The 23,512-nt window shown below is 62.0% G+C and carries 21 protein-coding genes; 8 read left to right on the top strand and 13 right to left on the bottom strand.

Going from position 1 to position 23,512, the window contains the following annotated elements:
• Window positions 1-26: 26 nt before the first annotated feature.
• The 5 genes from metW to BXA01_RS14195 all read right to left on the bottom strand — a co-directional run bounded on the left by metW (window position 27) and on the right by BXA01_RS14195 (window position 4,130).
• On the bottom strand, window positions 27-647 hold the full coding sequence (gene metW / locus BXA01_RS14215) for a methionine biosynthesis protein MetW (protein ID WP_024014659.1): 621 nt from the start codon (window positions 645-647) through the stop codon (window positions 27-29).
• Between the two features lie 7 nt (window positions 648-654).
• Window positions 655-1,794 (bottom strand): homoserine O-succinyltransferase MetX, encoded by a 1,140-nt coding sequence (gene metX / locus BXA01_RS14210; protein WP_024014658.1) that lies wholly within the window; start codon window positions 1,792-1,794, stop codon window positions 655-657.
• Between the two features lie 205 nt (window positions 1,795-1,999).
• Complete coding sequence (locus BXA01_RS14205; RefSeq protein WP_016772729.1) at window positions 2,000-2,590, bottom strand: YggT family protein; 591 nt, start codon at window positions 2,588-2,590, stop codon at window positions 2,000-2,002.
• Between the two features lie 11 nt (window positions 2,591-2,601).
• Window positions 2,602-3,420 carry a pyrroline-5-carboxylate reductase gene (proC, locus tag BXA01_RS14200; RefSeq protein ID WP_076564434.1) on the bottom strand — a complete coding sequence of 273 codons (819 nt, stop codon included), beginning with the start codon at window positions 3,418-3,420 and terminating at the stop codon, window positions 2,602-2,604.
• Window positions 3,421-3,443: 23 nt separating this feature from the next.
• Window positions 3,444-4,130: a YggS family pyridoxal phosphate-dependent enzyme gene (locus tag BXA01_RS14195; RefSeq protein WP_071172225.1), complete on the bottom strand. Its 687-nt coding sequence runs from the start codon at window positions 4,128-4,130 to the stop codon at window positions 3,444-3,446.
• Window positions 4,131-4,186: 56 nt separating this feature from the next.
• Here BXA01_RS14195 and BXA01_RS14190 point away from each other — a divergent pair, with 56 nt between their 5' ends.
• The gene (locus BXA01_RS14190; RefSeq protein WP_016772732.1) at window positions 4,187-5,221 is read left to right on the top strand and encodes a type IV pilus twitching motility protein PilT; all 1,035 of its coding nucleotides are present in this window, start codon (window positions 4,187-4,189) and stop codon (window positions 5,219-5,221) included.
• Window positions 5,222-5,371: 150 nt separating this feature from the next.
• Here the strand turns inward: BXA01_RS14190 and BXA01_RS14185 are convergent, their stop codons facing one another.
• On the bottom strand, window positions 5,372-5,989 hold the full coding sequence (locus BXA01_RS14185) for a C40 family peptidase (protein WP_024014657.1): 618 nt from the start codon (window positions 5,987-5,989) through the stop codon (window positions 5,372-5,374).
• A 248-nt stretch (window positions 5,990-6,237) separates the two neighbouring features.
• On the opposite strand from BXA01_RS14185, the gene BXA01_RS14180 reads away from it, so the two are divergent.
• Window positions 6,238-6,672, top strand: a complete 435-nt coding sequence (locus tag BXA01_RS14180) for an NINE protein (protein WP_016772734.1) — start codon at window positions 6,238-6,240, stop codon at window positions 6,670-6,672.
• Between the two features lie 152 nt (window positions 6,673-6,824).
• Here BXA01_RS14180 and BXA01_RS14175 read toward each other — a convergent pair whose 3' ends face one another.
• The 7 genes from BXA01_RS14175 to gshB all read right to left on the bottom strand — a co-directional run bounded on the left by BXA01_RS14175 (window position 6,825) and on the right by gshB (window position 12,835).
• Window positions 6,825-8,096 (bottom strand): dihydroorotase, encoded by a 1,272-nt coding sequence (locus BXA01_RS14175; RefSeq protein WP_071172226.1) that lies wholly within the window; start codon window positions 8,094-8,096, stop codon window positions 6,825-6,827.
• The gene (locus BXA01_RS14170; protein ID WP_016772736.1) at window positions 8,093-9,097 is read right to left on the bottom strand and encodes an aspartate carbamoyltransferase catalytic subunit; all 1,005 of its coding nucleotides are present in this window, start codon (window positions 9,095-9,097) and stop codon (window positions 8,093-8,095) included. The genes BXA01_RS14175 and BXA01_RS14170 overlap by 4 nt, the downstream gene beginning before the upstream one ends.
• A gap of 27 nt (window positions 9,098-9,124) precedes the next feature.
• Complete coding sequence (pyrR, locus tag BXA01_RS14165; protein WP_024014655.1) at window positions 9,125-9,631, bottom strand: bifunctional pyr operon transcriptional regulator/uracil phosphoribosyltransferase PyrR; 507 nt, start codon at window positions 9,629-9,631, stop codon at window positions 9,125-9,127.
• 81 nt (window positions 9,632-9,712) lie between these two features.
• On the bottom strand, window positions 9,713-10,150 hold the full coding sequence (gene ruvX / locus BXA01_RS14160) for a Holliday junction resolvase RuvX (RefSeq protein WP_016772738.1): 438 nt from the start codon (window positions 10,148-10,150) through the stop codon (window positions 9,713-9,715).
• Complete coding sequence (locus tag BXA01_RS14155; RefSeq protein ID WP_016772739.1) at window positions 10,150-10,722, bottom strand: YqgE/AlgH family protein; 573 nt, start codon at window positions 10,720-10,722, stop codon at window positions 10,150-10,152. Before BXA01_RS14155 ends, ruvX begins: the two co-directional genes overlap by 1 nt.
• A 107-nt stretch (window positions 10,723-10,829) precedes the next feature.
• The gene (locus BXA01_RS14150; protein ID WP_039757551.1) at window positions 10,830-11,729 is read right to left on the bottom strand and encodes an energy transducer TonB; all 900 of its coding nucleotides are present in this window, start codon (window positions 11,727-11,729) and stop codon (window positions 10,830-10,832) included.
• A 134-nt stretch (window positions 11,730-11,863) separates the two neighbouring features.
• Window positions 11,864-12,835 carry a glutathione synthase gene (gene gshB / locus BXA01_RS14145; protein WP_076564433.1) on the bottom strand — a complete coding sequence of 324 codons (972 nt, stop codon included), beginning with the start codon at window positions 12,833-12,835 and terminating at the stop codon, window positions 11,864-11,866.
• 225 nt (window positions 12,836-13,060) lie between these two features.
• Between gshB and pilG the strand changes: the two genes are divergently transcribed.
• The 6 genes from pilG to BXA01_RS14115 all read left to right on the top strand — a co-directional run bounded on the left by pilG (window position 13,061) and on the right by BXA01_RS14115 (window position 23,146).
• Window positions 13,061-13,465, top strand: coding sequence for a twitching motility response regulator PilG (pilG, locus tag BXA01_RS14140; RefSeq protein ID WP_016772743.1), 405 nt, complete (start codon window positions 13,061-13,063; stop codon window positions 13,463-13,465).
• A 60-nt stretch (window positions 13,466-13,525) separates the two neighbouring features.
• Window positions 13,526-13,891, top strand: coding sequence for a twitching motility response regulator PilH (pilH, locus tag BXA01_RS14135; RefSeq protein WP_016772744.1), 366 nt, complete (start codon window positions 13,526-13,528; stop codon window positions 13,889-13,891).
• 10 nt (window positions 13,892-13,901) lie between these two features.
• Window positions 13,902-14,441, top strand: a complete 540-nt coding sequence (locus BXA01_RS14130) for a chemotaxis protein CheW (RefSeq protein ID WP_016772745.1) — start codon at window positions 13,902-13,904, stop codon at window positions 14,439-14,441.
• 272 nt (window positions 14,442-14,713) lie between these two features.
• Entirely contained in the window at window positions 14,714-16,762 is a 2,049-nt protein-coding gene (locus BXA01_RS14125) for a methyl-accepting chemotaxis protein (RefSeq protein ID WP_076564432.1), read from the top strand.
• An 11-nt stretch (window positions 16,763-16,773) separates the two neighbouring features.
• Window positions 16,774-22,683: an Hpt domain-containing protein gene (locus tag BXA01_RS14120; RefSeq protein WP_076564431.1), complete on the top strand. Its 5,910-nt coding sequence runs from the start codon at window positions 16,774-16,776 to the stop codon at window positions 22,681-22,683.
• Window positions 22,676-23,146 (top strand): chemotaxis protein CheW, encoded by a 471-nt coding sequence (locus BXA01_RS14115; protein ID WP_076564430.1) that lies wholly within the window; start codon window positions 22,676-22,678, stop codon window positions 23,144-23,146. The genes BXA01_RS14120 and BXA01_RS14115 overlap by 8 nt, the downstream gene beginning before the upstream one ends.
• Window positions 23,147-23,512 lie beyond the last annotated feature (366 nt).

Here is a 23,512-nt window from a genome sequence, read left to right as displayed (position 1 = left end):
GTTCGTGCTCCTTCAAATGCCCAGGCTCAGACCGCGACTCGGTGGTCCGCCAACTGCGGACTGCTGACGCGGTAGATACCGATTTCACCTAACAGATTAGGCCATAGCTTACTGGCCCACCCGTGGCGGTGCTGTTGATCCACGGCAAGCCGATCAATGACCTTGGCGTCACGTTCGCGGCACAGCTCTTCGAAGTCCTCGAAGGTGCAGAAGTGAATGTTCGGCGTGTTGTACCAGGTGTAGGGCAGGAATTCCGAGACCGGCATGCGGCCCTTGCTCGCCAGATACCAGCGGCAGCGCCAGTGGCCGAAATTGGGGAAGGTGATGATGCACTGCCGGCCGACCCGGAGCATTTCGTCGAGGATCTTGTCCGGGTAATGCACCGCTTGCAGGGCCTGGGTCATGACGACGATGTCGAAACTGTTGCTGGCGAAGTTGCCCAGGCCCTTGTCCAGATCCTGCTCGATGACATTAATGCCCTTGGCCACGCACTCGGCAATATTGTCGGCGTCGTTTTCCAGGCCATAACCGGTGACGTTCTTGTTGTCGCGCAGCCAGGTCAGCAACTCGCCGTCACCGCAACCGAGGTCGAGGACGCGGCTGCCGGCGGGGATCCATTCCTGGATGATTTCCAGATCAGCTCTCATGGCTTTCTCACAACGAAATGCGGTTCATGTAATTGCCGAACGCCTGCAAGTAACGCGGGATCGGAATCAAGAAGGCGTCGTGGCCCTGCGGTGCGTCAATTTCCAGATAACTGACGTCCTTGCGCGCGGCCATCAGCGCATCCACCAGTTCCCGCGAACGCGCAGGAGAAAAGCGCCAGTCGGTGGTGAACGACATCACGCAGAACTTGGCCGTGGCGTTTTCGAAGGTTTTCGCCAGATCATCGTCGAAGTTCGCCGCCGGATCGAAGTAATCCAGTGCTTTGGTCATCAACAGATAAGTGTTGGCATCGAAGCGCCCGGAGAATTCTTCGCCCTGATAACGCAGGTAGCTTTCGACCTGGAACTCGACACTGTGGAAGTCGTAATTGAGCTTTTCGCTCTTCAGGCCACGGCCGAATTTCTCACCCATGGAGTCGTCGGACAGATAGGTAATGTGGCCGACCATGCGCGCCAGCATCAGCCCGCGCTTGGGGATCACGCCGGCTTCCTGGAACGAGCCGCCGTGGAATTCCGGATCGGTGAGGATCGCCTGACGCGCGACTTCGTTGAAGGCGATGTTCTGCGCCGACAATTTAGGCGCCGAGGCGATCGCCAGGCAGTGCCGCACGCGATCCGGGTAGGTGATGGTCCATTGCAGGGCCTGCATGCCGCCGAGGCTGCCGCCGATCACCGCTGCCCACTGGCCGATGCCGAGCAGGTCAGCCAGACGCGCCTGGCTGTGCACCCAGTCTTCCACGGTGAGCACCGGGAAATCGGCGCCGAACGGCTTGCCGGTTTCCGGGTTGATACTGCTCGGGCCGGTGGAACCGTTGCAGCCGCCGAGGTTGTTCAAGCTGACGACGAAGAATTTGTTGGTGTCGATCGGCTTGCCGGGGCCGATGCAGCTGTCCCACCAACCGGGCTTGCGGTCGTCGACGCTGTGATAACCAGCGGCGTGATGATGACCGGACAGCGCGTGGCAGATCAGCACAGCGTTGCTCGCCTGGGCGTTCAGCGTGCCGTAGGTTTCATAAATCAGGTCATAAGCGGCCAGCGAACGGCCACAGGCCAGCGTCAGCGGTTCGCTGAAATGCGCGGTTTGCGGCGTTACCAGACCAACAGAATCGGCGGGAAAGGCAGTTGGCATCGACCCTGCTCTCGTTGAAATGAGGCGTAAGTCTAAAGACCGGGGGGGTTAGCGGCAAGCAACGATCAGGTCCGGCGTTTTCGCTTCGGACCGAGGTGCAGCCATTCGCGAGCAGGCTCGCTCCCACAGTTGAAATGCATTCCAATGTGGGAGCGAGCCTGCTCGCGAAAAAGGCGACTCGGTCAGTCAGACCGAACGCACTGACTTACATCAGCAAACGCAGAATCTCCGGCATCATCGTCATCGCCGCCAGATTGTTGATCACCAGCATGTCGATCAATTTCAGCGCAAGGAAAGCGAAGATCGGCGACAGATCCAGGCCACCGAGGTTCGGCAGGAAGCGGCGGAACGGTGCCAGCGCCGGTTCACAGATCTGGTTGACCAGCTCAGCGCCCGGATTGTGGCTGCCCGGTGCGACCCACGACAGGATCACGCTGATGATCAGGGCGAAGAAGAAGATCTTCAGGAACAGTGCAGTGACGCCGATCAGCGACCAGATCACCAGTTGCAGCGGGTTGCCAGTGGTGCCGTAGGTCAGCAGCAGGGTCAGCGCCATCAGCAGCAGTTGCACCAGAATCGCCAGCACCAGCGACGACATGTCGAGGCCGAACAGGCTCGGGATGATCCGGCGCAAAGGCTTGAGCAGCGGCTGAGTGGCCTTGACCACGAACTGGCACAGCGGGTTGTAGAAGTTCGCCCGCACCAGTTGCAGGACGAAGCGCAGCAGCACGATCAGCAGGTACAGGCTGCCGAGGGTTTGCAGCACGTAAACCGCTGCGGTGTTCAATCCGATCATGTAAGGCTCCTTTATTTGCCCAGTTGTTCGGCCATTTCGGCCGAGCGGTGCGCGGCGGCGCCGAGTGCGGTTTCAACCAGCGCTTCGAAGCCGCCAGCCTGGAATGATTTGATCGCAGCTTCCGTGGTGCCATTCGGCGAGGTCACGCGGCGACGCAGTTCGGCGGCATCGACATCGCTGGACACCGCCATGTGCGCGGCGCCCAAGGCGGTCTGCACGGTCAGTTGCTCAGCGATCTCTTTTGGCAGGCCAAGTTTGACGCCGGCGGCGGTCATCGCTTCGATCAGCAGGAAGAAGTACGCCGGGCCGGAGCCGGACACTGCGGTGACCGCGTCCAGTTGCTGTTCTTCTTCCAGCCACAGGGCGATGCCGACGGCGGACAGCAGCTCTTCGGCTTGCTGGCGCTGCTCGGTGCTCACTTCGCTGGTCGCGTACAGGCCGCTGACACCCTGACGCAGCAGCGCCGGAGTGTTCGGCATGCAGCGCACGATTGGCTGTTCGCCGAGCCACGCGGTCATGCTCGCGCAGGTAATGCCGGCGGCGATCGACACCACCAGTTGGTTGGGCTTCAGGCTTGGGCGAATCGCCTCGCACACGGCTTTCATCGCCTGTGGCTTGACCGCCAGGACGATGACATCGACGCCGTCGATGGCCTGGGCGTTGTCAGCGAAGGTTTCGATGCCGTGTTCGGCGCTGACCTTGGCACGGGTGTCTTCGCCCGGATCGCTGGCGCGGATCTGCGCCGCTTCCAGACCTTTGGCGCGCAAGCCGCCAATCAGACTGGCCGCCATGTTGCCCGCACCGATAAACGCAATACGTGTGTTGCTCATGTGTGGTCCTTATCTGGAAACGTTCAAGACTGGGAATAATCTCTGGCGCCAAACAGCGCGGTACCGATCCGCACCCAGGTAGCGCCTTGGGCGATGGCCGACTCGAGATCGTGGCTCATGCCCATGGACAGTGTGTCGAGCGGCAGAGCGAGGCTCGCCTGCAATGTCTGCACGGCGGCGAAGGCAGCGTCCTGTTCAGCGCGCTCTTCGGTCGGCTCGGGAATCGCCATCAGTCCGCGCAATTTCAGCCGGGGCAGGGCGCTGATGGCCTCGGCCAGCGCCGGCAGATCGGCCGGGGTGCAACCGGATTTGCTCGCTTCGCCACTGACATTGACCTGAATGCAGATGTTCAGGGGCGGCAGTTCGGCCGGGCGTTGTTCGGACAGGCGTTGGGCAATTTTCAGACGATCCACGGAGTGCACCCAGTCGAAATGCTCGGCAATCGCGCGAGTCTTGTTCGATTGAATGGGGCCGATGAAGTGCCAGATCAAGGGCAGGTCGGCCAGCTCCAGCTGTTTGCCCAAGGCTTCCTGCAAGTAGTTCTCGCCGAAGTCGCGCAGGCCGGCGGCATAGGCTTCACGCAGGGCCTGGGCGGGTTTGGTCTTGCTCACGGCGAGCAAATGGATGCTGTTTTCGTCGCGGTGCGCAGCTTTCGCTGCTGCCTGGATGCGCGAACTAACCTGAAGGATGTTGTCTGCTATCGTGGACATCAAGAGGCGCCGGCGGTCTGTAGGTTCGCGGCATTCTACTGGAATTGAGGGACGCTATGGATATCACTGAACTGCTGGCCTTCAGCGCCAAACAGGGCGCTTCCGACCTGCACCTGTCGGCCGGCCTGCCGCCGATGATCCGTGTAGATGGTGACGTGCGACGGATCAATCTGCCGGCGCTGGATCACAAGCAAGTGCACGATCTGATCTACGACATCATGAACGACACCCAGCGCATCGAATTCGAGAAAAATCTGGAAACGGATTTTTCCTTCGATGTACCCGGCGTGGCGCGCTTTCGGGTCAACGCCTTTAACCAGAACCGTGGCGCCGGCGCGGTGTTCCGCACCATCCCGTCGAAAGTGCTGAGCATGGAAGACCTCGCCATGGGCGATGTTTTCCGCAAGATCACTGATGCGCCGCGCGGTTTGGTGCTGGTCACCGGGCCGACCGGCTCCGGCAAATCGACCACGCTGGCGGCGATGATCGATTACCTCAACACCCATCGCCATCACCACATTCTCACCATCGAAGACCCCATCGAGTTCGTCCATGAATCGCGCAAATGCCTGATCAATCAGCGCGAAGTTCATCGCGATACCCGCAGCTTCGCCACCGCACTGCGCTCGGCCTTGCGTGAAGACCCGGACGTGATCCTGGTCGGCGAAATGCGTGATCTGGAAACCATTCGCTTGGCGCTGACCGCCGCCGAGACCGGGCATCTGGTGTTCGGCACCCTGCATACGACCTCGGCGGCGAAGACCATCGACCGCGTGGTCGACGTGTTCCCCGGCGACGAGAAGTCGATGGTGCGTTCGATGCTGTCAGAGTCGTTGCTGGCGGTGGTGTCGCAGACGTTGATCAAGAAGATCGGCGGCGGGCGGGTGGCGGCGCATGAAATCATGCTCGGGACATCGGCGATCCGTAACCTCATTCGCGAGGACAAGGTGGCGCAGATGTATTCAGCGATTCAGACCGGTGGGTCGTTGGGGATGCAGACACTCGATATGTGCCTGAAGGATCTGGTGACCAAGGGCTTGATCAGCCGCGAGCATGCGCGGGAGAAGGCGCGCACCCCGGATAACTTCTGAGGGTCGGTGGTGCGGCTGCCGGCCCCTTCGCGAGCAGGCTCGCTCCCACATCAAACCGCATTCCTTCAGCTGGAATGCATTCTTCTGTGGGAGCGAGCCTGCTCGCGAAAAGGCCGGTACTGCTGAAGCTGATTCAGGAGATCAAACAGCTCAGCGCTGGACTACGCGCAGTTGCTGTTGTTCTTTCGGCAACACGCGCTTGGCCACAACGTAATGCTTTTCCCAGTACGGCTTGTTCAGCGTGTCGATGCTCACCGCTTTGCCACGGCGCGGGGCGTGGATGAAGCGGTCGTTGCCCAGGTAGATGGCAACGTGGTTGACCCGACGGCTCTTGATGTTGAAGAAAATCAGATCGCCCGGCTTCAGATCCTTGCGCTCGACTTTCTCGCCGTGACCGCTGGCCATGGCGTTGGAGGTGCGTGGCAGGTCGAACGTAGCGTCGTTGAACGCGTATTTCACCAGGCCGCTGCAATCGAAGCCTTTACTTGGGCTGCTGCCGCCCCAACGATAAGGTGTACCGAGGACGTTTACCGCACGGCTCAGCACATTGCTGCTTTCCTTGCTCGCCATCGGTGGCACCAGCTTGCTGCGGCTCTTGCTGCTCAGCGTGGTGGTCTTGCTCTTGCTGCTTTTGCTCGAAGGAGCCGAAGCATGGGATTTTGGGGTGAAGCCGTTGACGTTAGGAAGACGTTGCTCACGATTGGTGGCGTGGGCGGCCAGTGGCATTAATAGGCAAATAGTCAGCCATGTCTTGAAAAATGGTCGCATTAGGCGTGGCTCATAAGTGATAGCGCGCAACTTTATAACAGCTTTTTTTGCCGTTCCGAGGCCGTTCATCGATTCATTCCGCCGGCTACGGAACCAAAAACGCTCAAAAAGTACGCAATTGTCCGACAGAAGTCAGGTTCTACAAGGGTTTCGCGCTAGCAACGGTAACATTTGCCATACGTCGGCCACCTGTAAAAAAGTCACAAAGAAATGAAGAATATTTATCTATCGAGTGCAATGAGGTCTTAATGAACAGCTATCAGCTCCCCCGCGTGAAAGAAAAAGACACTCACAGCAAAGTCATCGGCTACCTGCTGTGGATTTTCGGATTCACTGGCGCGCACCGCTTTTATTACGGCAAACCGGTGACCGGGACGATCTGGTTCTTCACCTTCGGTTTGCTGGGGATTGGCTGGCTGATCGACCTGTTTCTGATCCCGGCGATGGATCGCGAAGCGGATCTGCGCTTTGCTGCCGGGCCGATCGAGTACAACGTCGCGTGGATTCTGCTGACCTTCCTCGGTGTGTTCGGCGTACACCGGATGTATCAGGGCAAATGGATCAGCGGCCTGCTGTATCTGCTGACCGGCGGGTTGTTCTTTATTGGCGTGCTGTATGACTTCTGGACGCTGAACGATCAGGTGTCGGTGCGCAACGCGCAGAATCGCGGCGCCTTCCAGTAAGTAGTGGCGAGGGTATTTATCCCCGTTGGGCCGCGAAGCGGTCCTGAATCCGAGAACGCGGTGGATTTTCTCCACCGCGTGCAATGGCTTCGCGACTGCTACGCAGCCGAACGGGGATAAATCCCCTCGCCACGATCTCCCTCAGCAGCAGGTCATGCCTGGTGGGTAATCCGCCCATCCACCAGCGTATAGCGCACCACGCCCGGCAGACTGTGCCCGATGAACGGGCAGTTTTCGCCCTTCGACAGCCAGTGTTCACCGGCCACCGTCGAAGACTTCGGATCGAACAGCACGATATCCGCCGCACCGCCCACCGCCAGTTTGCCTGCCGGCAGACGCAGCGCTTCGGCCGGGCCTGCGCTGAGACGCGCCAGCAGCGTCGGCAAGTCGAGCAAACCATCCTCGACCAGCGTCATCGCCAGCGGCAGCAGCAACTCAACACTGCTGATGCCAGGCTCGGTGGCGCCGAACGGTGCCAGTTTGGCGTCGCGCTCGTGGGGCTGGTGATGGCTGGAGATCGCCGAAACCACCCCGGATTTCACTGCCTCACGCAGGCCATCGCGGTCGGCGCGGGTGCGCAGAGGCGGTTGCACGTGATAAAGGCTGTTGAAGTCGATCAGCGCTTCGTCAGTCAGGATCAGCTGATACAACGCAACATCCGCCGTTACCTTCAAGCCACGGGCCTGCGCCTGGGCAATCAGCGCCACACCGCGCGCACTGGTCAGTTGGCTGAAATGCGCACGCACGCCGGTCTGCTCGACCAGCAGCAGATCGCGAGCGAGCGCCACGGTTTCGGCGGTTTCCGGGATGCCCGGCAGGCCAAGGAAACTGGCGACCGCGCCTTCGTGGGCCAGACCGCCCTCGGCCAGATCGTGATCCTGCGAGTTGAAGATCACCGTCAGGTCGAAAGTCGCCGCGTATTCCAGCGCCCGGCACAGGGTGCGGCTGTTGCGGAAGCTCTCCAGACCGTTGCCGAACGCCACGCAACCGGCGTCGCGCAGCGCGACCAGTTCGGCCAGTTGTTCGCCGTCGAGGCCTTTGCTCAGCGCGCCAATCGGGAACACCTTGGTGTTGCCGGCCTCGCGGGCGCGGTCGAGGATCAGTTCGGCCACGGCGGATGTGTCGAGCACCGGCTTGGTCTTCGGCGGGCAGCACAGGCTGGTCACGCCACCGGCAGCGGCGGCGCGGGTTTCGCTGACGATCGAGCCTTTGCGGCTGTAGCCCGGCTCGCGCAGGGCGACGTTGAGGTCGACCAGGCCAGGCGCGGCCACCAGGCCTTGGGCATCGATGGTTTCTACTGCGCTGAAACCGGCCGGTGCGGCGCCGAGGGCGACGATCTTGCAGGCTTCAACGTGGATGTCGGTGATTTGATCCAGGCCGCTGCTGGGATCGATGACGCGTGCGCCGAGAATGCTGAGCTTCACTGGGCGTTCTCCTGCTCGAATTGACGTTGCGCAGTCTGCCCGCTCATGGCCATGGACAGCACGGCCATACGAATCGCGATGCCGTAGGTCACTTGATTGAGGATCACCGAGTGCGGGCCGTCGGCCACCGCCGATTCGATCTCTACGCCACGGTTGATCGGCCCCGGGTGCATGACGATGCAATCGGGTTTGGCCCCGGCCAGACGTGCGGTGGTCAGGCCGAACAGGCGATAGAACTCGCCTTCGCTTGGCAGCAGGCCGCCGGTCATGCGTTCACGTTGCAGGCGCAGCATGATCACCACGTCGACGTCTTTCAGGCCTTCAGCCATGTCGGTGTAGACCTTGACGCCATACTGCTCGATGCCGATCGGCAGCAGGGTTTTCGGCGCGATCACACGGATATCCGGGCAGCCGAGGGTTTTCAGCGCGAGCATGTTCGAGCGCGCCACCCGCGAATGCAGGATGTCGCCGACGATGGCGACCGAGAGGTTTTCGAAACCGCCCTTGTGCCGACGGATGGTGAGCATGTCGAGCATGCCCTGGGTGGGGTGCGCATGCCGGCCGTCGCCGCCGTTGATGATCGCCACTTGCGGGCAGACATGCTCGGCGATGAAGTGCGCCGCGCCCGAGTCGCCGTGGCGCACGACGAACATGTCGGCGGCCATCGCTTCAAGGTTGCGCAGGGTATCGAGCAACGTTTCGCCCTTGCTCGCCGACGATGTCGACACGTTCAGGGTGATCACGTCTGCCGACAACCGTTGGGCCGCCAGTTCAAACGTGGTGCGGGTGCGCGTGGAGTTCTCGAAGAACACGTTGCACACGGTCTTGCCGCGCAGCAACGGGACCTTCTTCACCGCCCGGGCGCCGACTTCAAGGAACGAGTCGGCAGTGTCGAGGATTTCCGTCAGCAACTCGCGGCGCAGGCCGTCGAGCGAGAGGAAGTGGCGCAGTTGGCCCTGATCATTGAGCTGCAGCGGGCGCTTGGTATCTAGAGGCGTCATCGCGAGGGGGACTCTCAATAGGGCGGATTAAAGGGTGACGTCTTGCAGTTCGAGCGTCAGCGGCTCGGGGCCGGACAACTTGACCCGCTGGTTGCCGGCCAGGGTCAGGGTGGCGCCGACCACGTTCGGGCGGATCGGCAACTCGCCGGCGTCCAGGTCCAGCAGGCAGACCAGGGTGACGCTGGCCGGGCGGCCGTAATCGAACAGTTCATTCATGGCGGCGCGGATGGTCCGACCGCTCATCAGCACGTCGTCGATCAGCACCAGATGCTGGCCTTCGATCTCGAAGGGCAGGGCGGACGGGCGCACTTGCGGGTGCAGGCCGTTCTGGCTGAAGTCGTCGCGGTAGAAGGACACATCCAGCGTGCCCAGTGGCGCATCGCTGGCCAGTTCCTTGAGCAGCGCCTGCGCGACCCAGATGCCGCCGGTGCGGATACCGATGTAACGCGGTTCGCTGATGTCACGCTGGGCAAGGTGCGCCTTGAGGCGGGTCGCCATCTGGCTGATCAGATCGGCGGGATTGGGCAGGCTCATGGTTGCTCCTTCGTGATTCCGTGCTGCGTCCTGCCGGACGAAGCTCGGTTTATAACCAAAAGAAAAGCGCCGAAGCGCTTGTCAGGACTCAAACAATGCAGTGTTTTCATCGAGCCAGCCCTGCAGCAGCAGGGCGGCGGCGATGGCGTCCACCGGGTTGTCGCGATAACTGCCTTTCTGCCCGCCACGCACCAGTCGCTCGCCCTTGGCTTCGAAAGTGGTCAGGCGTTCGTCGTGGGTATAGAAGGGCAGGTTGTAGCGGCCGTTGAGGCGGCGGGCGAATTTCTCCGCGCGTACGCACATCTCGCTGGGCGTGCCGTCCATGTTCAGCGGCAGGCCGACCACCACGGCGTCGGGTTTCCATTCTTTTATCAGCGCTTCGACCTGATCCCAGTTCGGCACGCCGTTCTGCGCTTTCAGGGTGCACAGCTCGCGGGCCTGGCCGGTGATGACCTGGCCGACCGCGACGCCGATCTGTTTGGTGCCGTAGTCGAAGCCGAGAATCAGGCGTAGGGCCATCAGGCGTGACCCGCCTGGCTGGTGAGCAGATTGAGATCGATGCCCAAGTGCCGCGCCGCCGCTTCCAGGCGCAATTCGCTGCGGGTGTTGAAGAGGATGTCGGCGTTGAACGGGCAGGTCAGCCAGGCGTTGTCGGCCAGTTCGGCTTCCAGTTGCCCGGCTTCCCAACCGGCGTAACCGAGGGTAATCAGGCTCTGCGCGGGGCCGACGCCGTCAGCGATGGCGAACAGCACGTCCTGCGAAGTCGACAGGGCCAGGTCGCCGTCCAGCTGCGCGGTGGCCTGAAAGGTCTGGCCCGCCGGGTGCAGGACGAAACCGCGATCGGTCTGCACCGGCCCGCCGATGAAGATCGGCACATCCTGGCAACGCGCCGGCGGCTCGATGTCCGGGCGCAGCTGTTCGAGGATGTCGGCCAGGTTCAAGTCTTGCGGCCTGTTGACCACCAGCCCCATCGCGCCATTGGCCGTGTGCTCGACGATGTAGGTCAAGGTGTGGGCAAAGTTCGGGTCGGCCATGTGTGGCATGGCGATCAGGAAGTGATGCTTGAGGTAGCTGGGGCTGACGTTTTTCATGAGCGCTAGTGTGGCGTTCGAGGGGCGAACTGACAAGCTGGAGATGCTGACAACACAATTCCAATGTGGGAGCGAGCCTGCTCGCTCCCACAGGGTTTGCAGGGTCTTTAATTGCTTGAGAGCTTGTCGCCCCGGGCAAATTTCCAGGTGCGGATGATTTCCAGGCGGTCGATATCCGACAGATCGCCGGTAAACGGTGCAAACGGCGCGGCCAGGCGGACGATGCGCTGCGCCGCCTGATCGAGCAGCGGCTGGCCGGAGGATTCGAGCACCAGCACTTCATACAGCGAGCCGTCGCGGTTGATCGAGACCATCAGGCGCAAATTGCCGTAGATCTGCTTGCGTCGGGCTTCTTCGGGGTAGTTGAGGTTGCCGATGCGCTCGACCTTCTTGCGCCAGTCGTCCTTGTACCAGGCGCCCTTGTCGCGCATGGTCGAGGCCGCGCTCAAGCGGTGGATGCGCGGGCGTTTGGCGTACAGCTGTTGTTCCTTGGCCAGCTCCGCCTCGAGGCTGGCGATGTCGCTGGACAACTGCGAGCTGTCGAACACCGGCGCGTCGACGGTCGGTTTGACTTCGGTTTTGCTTTCTTCTTTCTTGGTCGGCGCCTTTTTCGGTTTCGGCGCGACGGTGGTCACCGCTGCCTTCGGGGCGGCTTCCTGCACCACTGGCTTGGCGGCGGGCGGCGGGGTGACCTTTTTGACCTGATTGTCCTGGAACGGCGCGACTTCGGTGGTCTTGGGCAGGGCTTTCTTGTCCAGCGTGCCGCTGCCTTCCTGGTTTTCCTGAGCGAGAAAATCTGCCTTTTCCGGCTTCTTCTCGGCCTTGAAGGTGGCCAGGGTGATTTCCAGGGTTTTGCTGATCTGCTGCGGCTCGACCATGGTGAAGCCGACGCCTAGCAGCAGCGCCAGGTGAATCAGCGCCGCGAGAAACAGGGTAAAACCGAGGCGATCGGCCGGGCGCACGCCACGATGGGCGAGTTCAGCGGGCAGATCGGACGGCAGAGTCATCGTAGAAAAACCAACATCGCGTTTTTTTGGGCTCGGCATGATAACGCAATGTTGGTTTTTAGCTGCAAGCGACGAGCTTCAAGCGACAAGCTGCATAGGGGCATCTTCAAGCTTCAAGCTGACGCGGGCCGGCTTCAAGCTTGTGGCTTGCGGCTCGAAGCTTGCAGCTGCTTTTCGATAGCATCCATGAGCATGCCGCCGATGTCCGTGCCGAACGCATTGTCGATTTCGCGGATGCAAGTCGGGCTGGTGACATTGATTTCGGTCAGGTGCTCGCCGATCACGTCGAGGCCGACAAACAGCAGGCCTTTCTCGCGCAAGGTAGGGCCGACCTGGGCGGCGATCCAGCGATCCTTCTCGGTCAGCGGACGCGCTTCGCCACGGCCACCGGCGGCGAGGTTGCCACGGGTTTCGCCCAGAGCCGGAATCCGCGCCAGGCAGTAATCCACCGGCTCGCCATCGATCATCAAAATGCGCTTGTCGCCGTCGACGATCGCCGGCAGGTAGCCCTGAATCATGATCTGCTGCTTGCCGTGCAGGGTCAGGGTTTCGAGGATCACCGAGAGGTTCGGATGGCCGGCGGTGTGGCGGAAGATCGACGAACCGCCCATGCCGTCCAGCGGCTTGAGGATCACGTCACCGTGATGGTCGGCGAACTCACGCAATACGTCCGGGCGGCGGCTGACGATGGTCGGCGGCGTGCACTGCGGAAACAGCGTGGCGAACAGCTTTTCATTGCAGTCGCGCAGGCTCTGCGGCTTGTTCACCACCAGCACGCCGGCGGCTTCGGCCTGTTCCAGCAGATAAGTGGAATAGACGAATTCCATGTCGAACGGCGGATCCTTGCGCATCAGGATCACGTCCAGGTCGCTCAGCAGCTTGTCCTGCTCGGCGTCCAGTTCGAACCACTTGTCCGGGTTGGCGAAGACTTTCAGCGGGCTCATCCGCGCCCGCGCTTGGCCTTCGGCCTGATACAGGTCTTTCTGTTCCATGTAGAACAGTTCCCAGCCGCGCTTTTGCGCGGCCAGCAGCATGGCCAGCGAGCTATCCTTTTTATAGGAGATGCTGGCGATAGGGTCCATGACAATCCCGACGCGAACGCTCATTGGGTTTTCCTCGAAATTTGGCTACCGGATCGGTATTGAAAAAGTGCCGCCAGAGTGGCGCCGGGCGGGTTTCGGGTCAAGGAAAAACCCGTCGATAGATTGCATCTGGAGACTGTGCTAAAAAGGCTGGCAGATCGCGCCGCCCCATGGGTTTCAAGGGTTTCAGGCCATTATTCACAGCAAAACGGACAATTTGATTCGCAAAGGCGACGGTAGAACCCTCTTATGGAACAGCAGTCCAGCGCCTTGAAGGTCATGGTGATCGACGACTCGAAAACGATTCGCCGCACCGCCGAAACATTGTTGAAGAATGTCGGTTGCGAAGTGATCACCGCCATCGACGGTTTCGATGCGCTGGCGAAGATTGCCGACCACCATCCCGGGATCATCTTTGTCGACATCATGATGCCGCGTCTGGACGGTTATCAGACCTGCGCCCTGATCAAGAACAACAGCGCCTTCAAGGCGACGCCGGTGATCATGCTGTCGTCCAGGGACGGTCTGTTCGACAAGGCCAAGGGGCGGATTGTCGGCTCTGATCAATTTCTGACCAAGCCGTTCAGCAAAGAAGAACTGCTCAACGCGATCCAGGCCCATGTTCCGGGCTTCGCCGCCGTTTTGCCGCAGTAAGACACGCACAGTGACGCTCGGCCAGCGGGCCGGCAGTCGACCAGAAAAATGGGGAAGACCATGGCACGTATCCTGATCGTCGATGATTCGCCGACTGAAATGTACAAACTCACCGGCATGCTCGAAAAGCACGGCCATGAAGTGCTCAAGGCCGAGAACGGCGCCGACGGCGTGGCCCTGGCCCGTCAGGAAAAACCTGACGCGGTACTGATGGATATTGTCATGCCCGGCCTCAACGGTTTTCAGGCGACCCGTCAGTTGACCAAGGATGCCGACACTGCGCACATCCCGGTGATCATCATCACCACCAAGGATCAGGAGACCGACAAGGTCTGGGGCACCCGCCAGGGCGCCAAGGATTACCTGACCAAACCGGTCGACGAAGACACCCTGATCAAGACCCTGAACAACGTACTCAACGGCTGATCGCGCGATCATGAACGAATCGCTGACCGCGTTCGAACTGCTCTGGCAGATCGACCAGCGCTGCCGCCTGCTGGCAGCGGACCTGCCGTCGCAAGCGGCGCGCCCGGATCGCTGGAGCGGCATCGGCTTTCGCCTCGGCGAGCATTGGTATGTGGCGCCGATGGGCGAAGTCAGCGAAGTTTTGCATGAGCCGCGCTTCACCCAGTTGCCCGGGGTCAAGCCGTGGGTCAAGGGTGTGGCTAACCTGCGCGGGCGGCTGCTGCCGATCATGGACCTGTGCGGCTTCTTCGGCCATGAACTGTCGCCGCTGCGCAAACAACGGCGAGTATTGGTGGTGGAACATGAAGACGTGTTCGCCGGGGTAATGGTCGACGAAGTCATCGGCTTGCAGCATTTCGAGCAAGGCAGTTTCGAGCCGCTGTCGATCAGCAAGCGCCAGGGCTCCAAGGCCGAATTCGTCAAAGGCTATTTCCGCCGTGAACAGAACTGGCGGGTGTTCAGCCTGTTCGCACTGGCCAGGTCTCCGGTGTTCATGGGTGTGGCTCTATAGCAGGAACAACACAGAACCCATTGGACGGAATGGGCCATGTGATCAGGAAAATTGTGGGTCAGACAGACCTGTGGCGAGGGGATTTATCCCCGATGGTTGGCGAAGCCGACCCAAGACCTGTATTTGAGATGTAGCCGATACGACTCAGGTTTTTGGGGCCGCTGCGCGACCCATCGGGGATAAATCCCCTCGCCACAAAATTTCTTCATCATGAGGTTGCCTCCCACAGGGATTGCAGCAGGCCTCAAAGGTGTGGGTTAAGGCGAGGACCGATGACAAAAGCAAAAACAGGCAAGTCGGCAGAAGCATCGCGCAGCCGCGCACAGATCATCGTGCTGTTTATCGCACTGATCGTGTTCATCATGCTGCTGTTCGCCAACTTCGCGTACCTCAACACCCAGGCGAACTACGACAAGCAGTACATCGGCCATGCCGGTGAGCTGCGCGTGCTCTCGCAACGCATCGCCAAGAACGCCACCGAAGCGGCGGCGGGCAAGGCGGCCGCCTTCAAACTGCTCAGTGATGCGCGCAACGATTTTGCCCAGCGCTGGGGTTACCTGAAAAAGGGTGACCCGAACACCGGCCTGCCACCTGCACCCGTCGCCGTGCGCCCGGAAATGCGCGCCGTGCAAATGGATTGGGAACGCCTGCTGAAAAACACTGATGCGATCCTCACCAGCGAACAGACCGTGCTGTCGCTGCATCAGGTCGCCGCAACGCTGGCCGAAACCGTGCCGCAGTTGCAGATCGAATACGAAAAAGTTGTGGAAATCCTCCTCCAGCGCGGCGCTCCGGCGGCGCAGGTAGCGATGGCGCAACGGCAATCGTTGCTCGCCGAACGCATCCTCGGTGCCGTCAACACCGTGCTCGCCGGTGACGAAAACTCGCAGCAGGCCGCCGACGCCTTTGGCCGTGATGCCGCGCGTTTCGGTCTGGTGCTCAACGGCATGTTGCAGGGCAACCCGGCGCTGAAAATCAGCCAGGTCGAAGACCGCGACGCCCGTGCGCGTTTGAGCGAAATCTCCGAGCTGTTCCAGTTCGTTTCCGGCTCCGTGGATGAAATCCTCGAAACCTCGCCAGAGCTGTTCCAGGTGCGCGAATCGGCGAGCAACATCTTCACCCTGTCGCAAACCCTGCTCGACGAAGCCTCGCACTTGGCCACCGGGTTCGAGCATCTGGCCGGCGGGCGCAACACCGACACCATTGGCGGCTATGTGCTGGGCTTGCTGGCGCTGGCCTCGATCATCCTCATCGGTCTGGTCATGGTCCGCGAAACCAATCGCCAATTGCGTGAAACCGCCGAGAAGAACGAGCGCAACCAGAACGCGATCATGCGCCTGCTCGACGAAATCGAAGACCTCGCCGATGGCGACCTCACCGTGACCGCTTCGGTGACCGAAGACTTCACCGGCACCATCGCCGACTCGATCAACTATTCCGTCGACCAATTGCGCGATCTGGTCGCCACCATCAACCTCACCGCCGGCCAGGTTGCCGCCGCTGTGCAGGAAACCCAGGCCACCGCCATGCATCTGGCCCAAGCGTCTGAGCAACAGGCCCAGCAGATTTCCGAAGCCTCGACAGCGATCAGCGACATGGCCGAGTCCATCGATCAGGTCTCGGCCAACGCTGCCGAATCGTCGGCGGTGGCCGAGCGGTCTGTGGAAATCGCCAACAAGGGCAACGAGGTGGTGCACAACACCATCCACGGCATGGACAACATCCGCGAACAGATTCAGGACACCGCCAAGCGCATCAAGCGCCTCGGCGAGTCGTCCCAGGAAATCGGCGACATCGTCAGCCTGATCGACGACATCGCCGACCAGACCAACATTCTCGCCCTCAACGCAGCGATCCAGGCATCGATGGCCGGGGATGCCGGACGCGGGTTTGCCGTGGTTGCCGACGAAGTGCAGCGGCTGGCCGAGCGTTCGTCCGCCGCGACCCGGCAGATCGAAACCCTGGTGCGGGCGATTCAGGCCGACACCAACGAAGCGGTGATTTCCATGGAGCAGACCACCACCGAAGTGGTGCGCGGCGCGCGACTGGCGCAGGATGCCGGTGTGGCCCTGGAAGAAATCGAAGGCGTGTCCAAGACCCTCGCCGCGCTGATCCAGAGCATTTCCAACGCGGCGCAACAGCAGACGTCTTCGGCCGGGCAGATCTCGCTGACGATGAACGTGATCCAGCAGATCACCTCGCAGACTTCGTCGGGGTCCACGGCCACCGCCGAGAGCATCGGCAACCTGGCGAAAATGGCCAGTCAGTTGCGCCGTTCGGTGTCCGGTTTCACCTTGCCGGCGGCGACAGATAAAGCGTGAGTGGAGTGGTTATGGGTGATCGGCACGACTACGTGGCCCTGGAATGGGTCAAGGGCGAAATTGCCGAAACGCTGAGGCTGGCGCATCAGGCGATCGAAGCCGTGCTCGACGATCCGCAGGCCTTCCCCGGGCTGGACGAATGCCTGGCGTACATTCATCAGGTCCACGGCAGCCTGCAAATGGTCGAGTTCTACGGCGCAGCGTTGCTTGCCGAAGAAATGGAGCACTTGGTCGAAGCCCTGCAACATGATCGTGTATCGCACCGCGACGAAGCCTTGCACCTGATGCTGCAAGCCCTGGGGCAACTGCCGCTTTACCTCGACCGCGTGCAGAGCGCCCGCCGCGACCTGCCGCTGGTGGTGTTGCCGCTGATCAACGATCTGCGTAGCGCCCGTGGTGAAAGCCTGCTGGCGGAAACCAGCCTGTTCAGCCCGCCACTGCCCGAGCTGGCGCCGCTCGGCGACGAGGCGCTCGCGGCATTGGAACCACCCGATCTGCCGAACGTGCTGCGCAAACTGCGGCAGATGCTGCAAATGGCTCTGGTCGGTCTGCTGCGCGAACAGGACGACCAGACTCACCTTGGCTATCTGGCCAAAGTCTTCAGCCGTCTCGAAGCACTGAGCGGCGATGCGCCGTTGAGCCCTTTGTGGCAAATCGCCTCGGCATTGGTCGAGGGCATGCGCGAGGGCGTCATCGCCAACAGTCCGGCGCTGCGCAGCCTGTTCAAGGACGCCGACCAAGAGCTCAAGCGCCTGCTCGAGCAAGGCGTCGTCGGGCTCAATCAACCGGCGCCGGCCGAGCTGCTGAAAAGCCTGTTGTTCTATATTGCCAAAGCCGAACATCCCACCGGGCAGATGCTGACCATGAAAGATCGCTACTCCCTGGACGACGCGTTGCCCGACAGCGCGATGGTCGATGAAGAACGCGCGCGCCTCGCCGGCCCCGACCGCGATGCCATGCGCTCGGTGCTGGCGGCGCTGTGCGAAGAGCTGGTGCGGGTCAAGGAGCGCCTCGATCTGTTCGTGCGCAGCGACCGCCAGCACGCTTCGGATCTGGACAGCCTGCTCGCGCCGCTGCGGCAGATTGCCGACACCCTCGCGGTGCTGGGTTTCGGCCAGCCGCGCAAAGTCATCATCGACCAACTGGCAGTGGTGCTCAGCCTCGCCCAAGGCCAGCGCGAACCGAACGACGCGATCCTCATGGACGTCGCCGGGGCCTTGCTCTACGTCGAAGCGACGCTGGCCGGCATGGTCGGCACGGTGGAGACGCAAAGCGCCGAAGACGCGCGCCTGCCGACCACCGACCTGACGCAGATCCATCAGATCGTGATCAAGGAAGCGCGCATCTGCCTGCAACAGGCCAAGGACATGATCGTCGATTACATCGACGCCGATTGGGACCGCCAGCATCTGCACTCGCTGCCCGAACTGCTGACACAGGTGCGCGGCGCGCTGGCGATGATTCCGCTGGCCCGTGCGGCGAGTCTGGTCGAGGCCTGCAACGGTTTCATTCGCGAGCATTTGATGCTCGATGCCCACGAACCGGGCTGGGAACAACTCGATCATCTGGCCGATGTGATCAGCAGCCTCGAGTATTACCTCGAACGCCTGAGCGACGACCCGCAGGCGCCCGCCGAGCATCTGCTCGATGTCGCGCAAAACAGCCTTGCCAGCCTCGGCTTCTTTGCCAACGAGCAGCCCGGCGAAGCGCAAGTGCCGGTGCTTGATGAGGTACTCAGCCCCAGCGAAGCGCAGCTCATGCAGGATCTGCAAACCCTTGACGACCCTGACGTCGTGCAGTCGCTCGCCGAGGTGCTGGCCAGCCCGCTGTCGGCGCTCAACCCGCCGGCGCGCAACACCCCTGACAGCCTGATGCCGCCGCCGACCGATGAAGAGCCGGTCGACGATGAACTGCGCGAAGTGTTCCTCGAAGAGACCGACGAAGTCCTCGCGGTCCTCCACGAATACCTGCCGCGCTGGACCGCCAATCCCCAGGACCGCGCCGCGCTGACCGAACTGCGTCGGGCTTTCCATACCTTGAAGGGCAGCGGGCGCATGGTCCGCGCGTTGGTCCTTGGCGAGCTGGCCTGGGCCGTGGAAAACCTGCTCAACCGCGTGCTCGAACAAAGCGTCGAGCCCGGCGCAGTGCTGCGCCAGTTGCTCGGCGACACGCTGTTGCTGCTGCCCGAGCTGATCAACGAATTCGCCACCCAGCGCCAGCGCCAGCGCAGCGATGTCGATCAACTCGCCGCCCGCGCCCACGCGTTGGCCAAAGGCGATGAGCCGCTGGCTGCCGAAGATACCGACGACGTCGCCGCGCTCGATCCGCTGCTGCTGGAAATCTTCCGCAAAGAAGCCGAAACCCACCTCGCCAGCCTCAACCGTTTTCTCGATCAGGCCGCCGAACAGGTGCCGTTGCCGGCCAGCGACGAACTGCAACGGGCGCTGCACACGCTCAAGGGCAGTGCCTCGATGGCCGGCGTATTGCCGATGGCCGAACTGGCGGCTTCACTGGATCAACTGGCACGCGAGTTCAAAGCGCATCAGTTGCCGCTGGATCTGGACGAGGTCGAACTGCTGCTCGAAGCCGAGGGCCTGTTCCGCGTCGGCCTGCGCCAGCTCAAACACGATCCGCTGGCGCCGATTGTCGGTGCGCAGTCGCTGATCAAACGCACCGAAGCGCTGCTCGCCGAGCGCCTGCAAGCCAGCTCCGATGGCGCTGACAGCGGCCTGCGCCTCAAGCGCGATCCGCAGCTGATCAACAACTTCCTCGCCCAGGGCATGGACATCCTCCTCGACGCCGAAAACCTCTTGCAGCGCTGGCAGCAGCACCCCGGCGAACGCCAGGAACTCAGCGCCTTGCTCGATGAGCTGACCACTCTGGGCGAAGGTGCGCATCTGGCCGATCTGCTGGCGGTCGATGGCTTGTGCGAAGCCTTGCTCGACCTGTATGGCGCGGTGGAAGAAAGCAGCTTGGCGGTCAGTGAGCGGTTTTTTCACGAAGCGCAACTGGCCCACGAAGCGCTGATCAACATGCTCGACGAACTCGCCGCCGGCCAGGAGATCACCCCGCAGCCGGAGCGGATTCGCGCCTTGCAGGATTTGCTCGACGAAGGCCTCGACCCAGCGGCGATGGGCCTGATCCGCAGCGATGGCAGCCGCACCCTGGACATTCGCGAACTGGGCAGCGCCACCGCGCAATTGCAGCAATCGGTTGCCGCCCTCGAGCCTGACGACGAGATCGTCGAAATCTTCCTCGAAGAGGCGGTGGACATTCTCGACAGCGCCGGGCAAGCCTTGCAGCGCTGGCGCAAGGACCCGGACAACGCCGCGCCGCTGTCGTCATTGCAGCGCGACTTGCACACGCTGAAGGGCGGCGCGCGCATGGCCGAAGTCGAGTCCGTCGGCGACCTCGCCCAGGAACTGGAAAATCTCTACGAAGGGCTGGTCGATCGACGCTACAACCACAGCACCGCGCTCGAAGGTCTGTTGCAGCACAGTCATGAGCGTTTGGCGCTGATGCTGGAGCAACTGCAAGCGCATCAAGCGCTGACCCCGGCGCAGGATTTGATCGACGCGATCCGTCAGTTGCGTCAGGGCCAGGCCGCCAGCGAATCATCCCCCGCAGCGGTGGAACACGACAACGCCGGGCATGATCCGGAACTGTTGGAAATCTTCCTCGAAGAAGGTTTCGACATCATCGAAAGCTCCGGCGCCGCGCTGTTGCGCTGGCAGGCCGAGCCGGGCAACCGGCAGGAAATCGAAACCCTGCTGCGCGATCTGCACACCCTCAAGGGCGGCGCGCGCATGGTCGAAATCGGCCCGATCGGCGACCTCGCCCATGAGCTGGAATTTCTCTACGAAAGTCTTTCCACCGGTGCGCTGCAACCATCCGCCGAACTGTTCGCGCTGGTGCAGCGCGGCCATGACCGACTGGCGCAAATGCTCGATGGCGTGCGCGCCGGGCAACCGTGCCCGCCGGCCGATCGGCTGATCAATGCGATCCAGAATTTCAGTCACCCGGTGCAGGTTGAAGCGCCGCCAGCGCCAGCTCCGGTCATCAAGCCTGAGGCAGCGCCACCGGCCGCCGATGCTGGCGCGGACATGGTCAAGGTCTCGTCCGAACTGCTCGATGAGCTGGTCAATCTGGCCGGGGAAACCTCGATCTTTCGTGGGCGAATCGAGCAGCAGGTCAACGATGCGCAGATTGCCCTCAACGAGATGGAAACCACCATCGAGCGTATGCGCGATCAGTTGCGCCGCCTTGACACGGAAACCCAGGGGCGCATTCTCAGCCGCCAGCAAGTCGATGGCGAACGCCTCGGTTATGAAGATTTCGACCCGCTGGAAATGGACCGCCATTCGCAGTTGCAGCAATTGTCGCGGGCGCTGTTCGAATCCGCCTCGGACCTGCTCGACCTGAAGGAAACCCTCGACCGCCGCAACCACGATGCGGAGAACCTGTTGCAGCAGCAGGGGCGGATCAACACCGAGTTGCAGGAAGGCCTGATGCGTACGCGCATGGTGCCGTTCGAACGCATGGTGCCGCGTCTGAAACGCATCGTTCGTCAGGTCGCCGAAGAGCTGGGCAAGGATGTCGCATTCGTCGTCGGCAACGCTGATGGCGAGATGGATCGCAACGTGCTGGAGCGCATGGCCGCGCCGCTGGAACACATGCTGCGCAATGCCGTCGACCATGGCCTCGAATCTGCCGAGGTGCGATTGGCGGCGGGCAAACCGGCGCAAGGGCAGATCACCCTCGATCTGTCCCGCGAGGGCGGCGACATGGTTTTCGACATCCGCGACGACGGCGCCGGGGTGCCGCTGGAAGCCGTGCGGCGCAAGGCGATCAAACGCGGCTTGCTGGCGCCCGACGCCGAGATCAGCGACCGCGATGTGTTGCAGTTCATTCTCCAGCCGGGTTTCTCCACGGCGGAAAAGATCACCCAGATTTCCGGGCGTGGCGTCGGCATGGACGTGGTCCACGAAGAAGTGCGCCAACTCGGCGGCAGCATGAGCATCGATTCGGTACCGGGGCAGGGCGTGCATTTCCGCATTCGCCTGCCGTTCACCGTGTCGGTCAACCGCGCGCTGATGGTGCAGTGCGCTGAGGATCAATACGCGATCCCGCTGAACACCATCGAAGGCATCGTGCGCGTGTTGCCGAATGATCTGGAAGGGCACTTCCGTCAGGATCCGCCGAGTTATCAATACGGCGGCCAGCGTTATGAGCTGTGTTATATCGGCGAGCTGTTGAAGACTGCTCCACGGCCAAAACTGCTCGGGCAGAACCTGCCGTTGCCGGTGCTGCTGGTGCATTGCAACGACCGCCATGTTGCGGTGCTGGTCGACGCCATGGCCGGCACCCGCGAGATCGTGGTCAAGAGCCTCGGCCCGCAGTTCGCGGCGGTGCAGGGCGTGTCGGGGGCGACGATTCTCGGCGATGGCCGGGTGGTGCTGATTCTGGATCTGCTCGCACCGATCCGTGCGATGCAGGCGCGCCTGGCGCAAGAGCCGGCGCGCACGGAGATCGACAGCGAACCGCACAAGCCGCTGCTGATCATGGTCGTCGATGACTCGGTAACAGTGCGCAAGGTCACCAGCCGTTTGCTCGAGCGTCACGGCATGAACGTGCTGACCGCCAAGGACGGTGTCGATGCGATGCTACTCCTCGAAGAACACACGCCCGACCTGATGCTGCTCGACATCGAAATGCCGCGCATGGACGGCTTCGAGGTCGCCACCCAGGTGCGCGCCGACGAACGCCTGCGCCACTTGCCGATCATCATGATCACCTCGCGCACCGGGCAGAAACACCGCGACCGCGCCATGGCCATCGGCGTCAACGACTACCTCGGCAAGCCGTATCAGGAATCGGTGTTGCTGGAGAGCATCGCCCAGTGGAGCAAGAAACATGCATGAGCACCGGCACAACCCGCGCACCAGTCAGCTCACCGGGCTGTTGCTGCCGCTGGCCGATCGCAACCTGATCCTGCCCAATGTCGCCATCGCCGAGCTGATCGACTACCAGGCCAGCGCCTTCGATCTCGACACGCCGCCGTGGTACCTGGGCCGGGTAACGTGGCGCGAGCGGCAGATTCCGCTGATCAGTTTCGAATCGGCCTGCGGGCAGAAAATCGTCATCGGCGAACGGGCGCGGATCGTCATTCTGAATGCCTTGGGCGGCTTGCCCGAGCTGAGATTCATCGCCCTGTTGGTGCAGGGGATTCCTCGGTCGTACAAGCTCGACAGTCAGTTGAGTTATGTCGATGTGCCGTTGTGCGCGCTGGAGCAGGCGGCGGTGCAGGTGGGCGAGCAGGTGGCGAAGGTGCCGGATTTGTTGGGGCTGGAGAAGTTGTTGGTGGAGGCGGGATTGGCCCGCTGATCCAAGGCTTTCGCTTGATCGTTCCCACGCTCCGCGTGGGAATGCAGCCCGGGACGCTCCGCGTCCCTTTCAGAAGCCGAACGCGGAGCGTCCGTGGAGGCATTCCCACGCAGAGCGTGGGAACGATCAACATCAAGCCACGCCTGTGTTTAAAGACACCCAGTGTTACGCCGCACCAGCCTACAAATCCTTGCGCCGCTGCCTACGCCTGCGCCAGAATCCGCCGGCTTGTGCGCCCAGGGCTTGCTGCGTAACTTGGATCGGGTCACTGATTCCCAGTGATCGGGTTTAGCAGCCCGTGGTAAATCTGAGGTTGCACGAGCACCGTCAGCCAGGCTTCACGTCTGCACTTGATGGCGGCTGTGC

It is taken from the genome of Pseudomonas sp. B10, assembly GCF_900156235.1.
Classification (GTDB): Bacteria; Pseudomonadota; Gammaproteobacteria; order Pseudomonadales; family Pseudomonadaceae; genus Aquipseudomonas; species Aquipseudomonas siliginis.
Note: the sequence above shows the minus strand (reverse complement) of the source record. Positions and strands in the feature narration are given on the sequence as shown.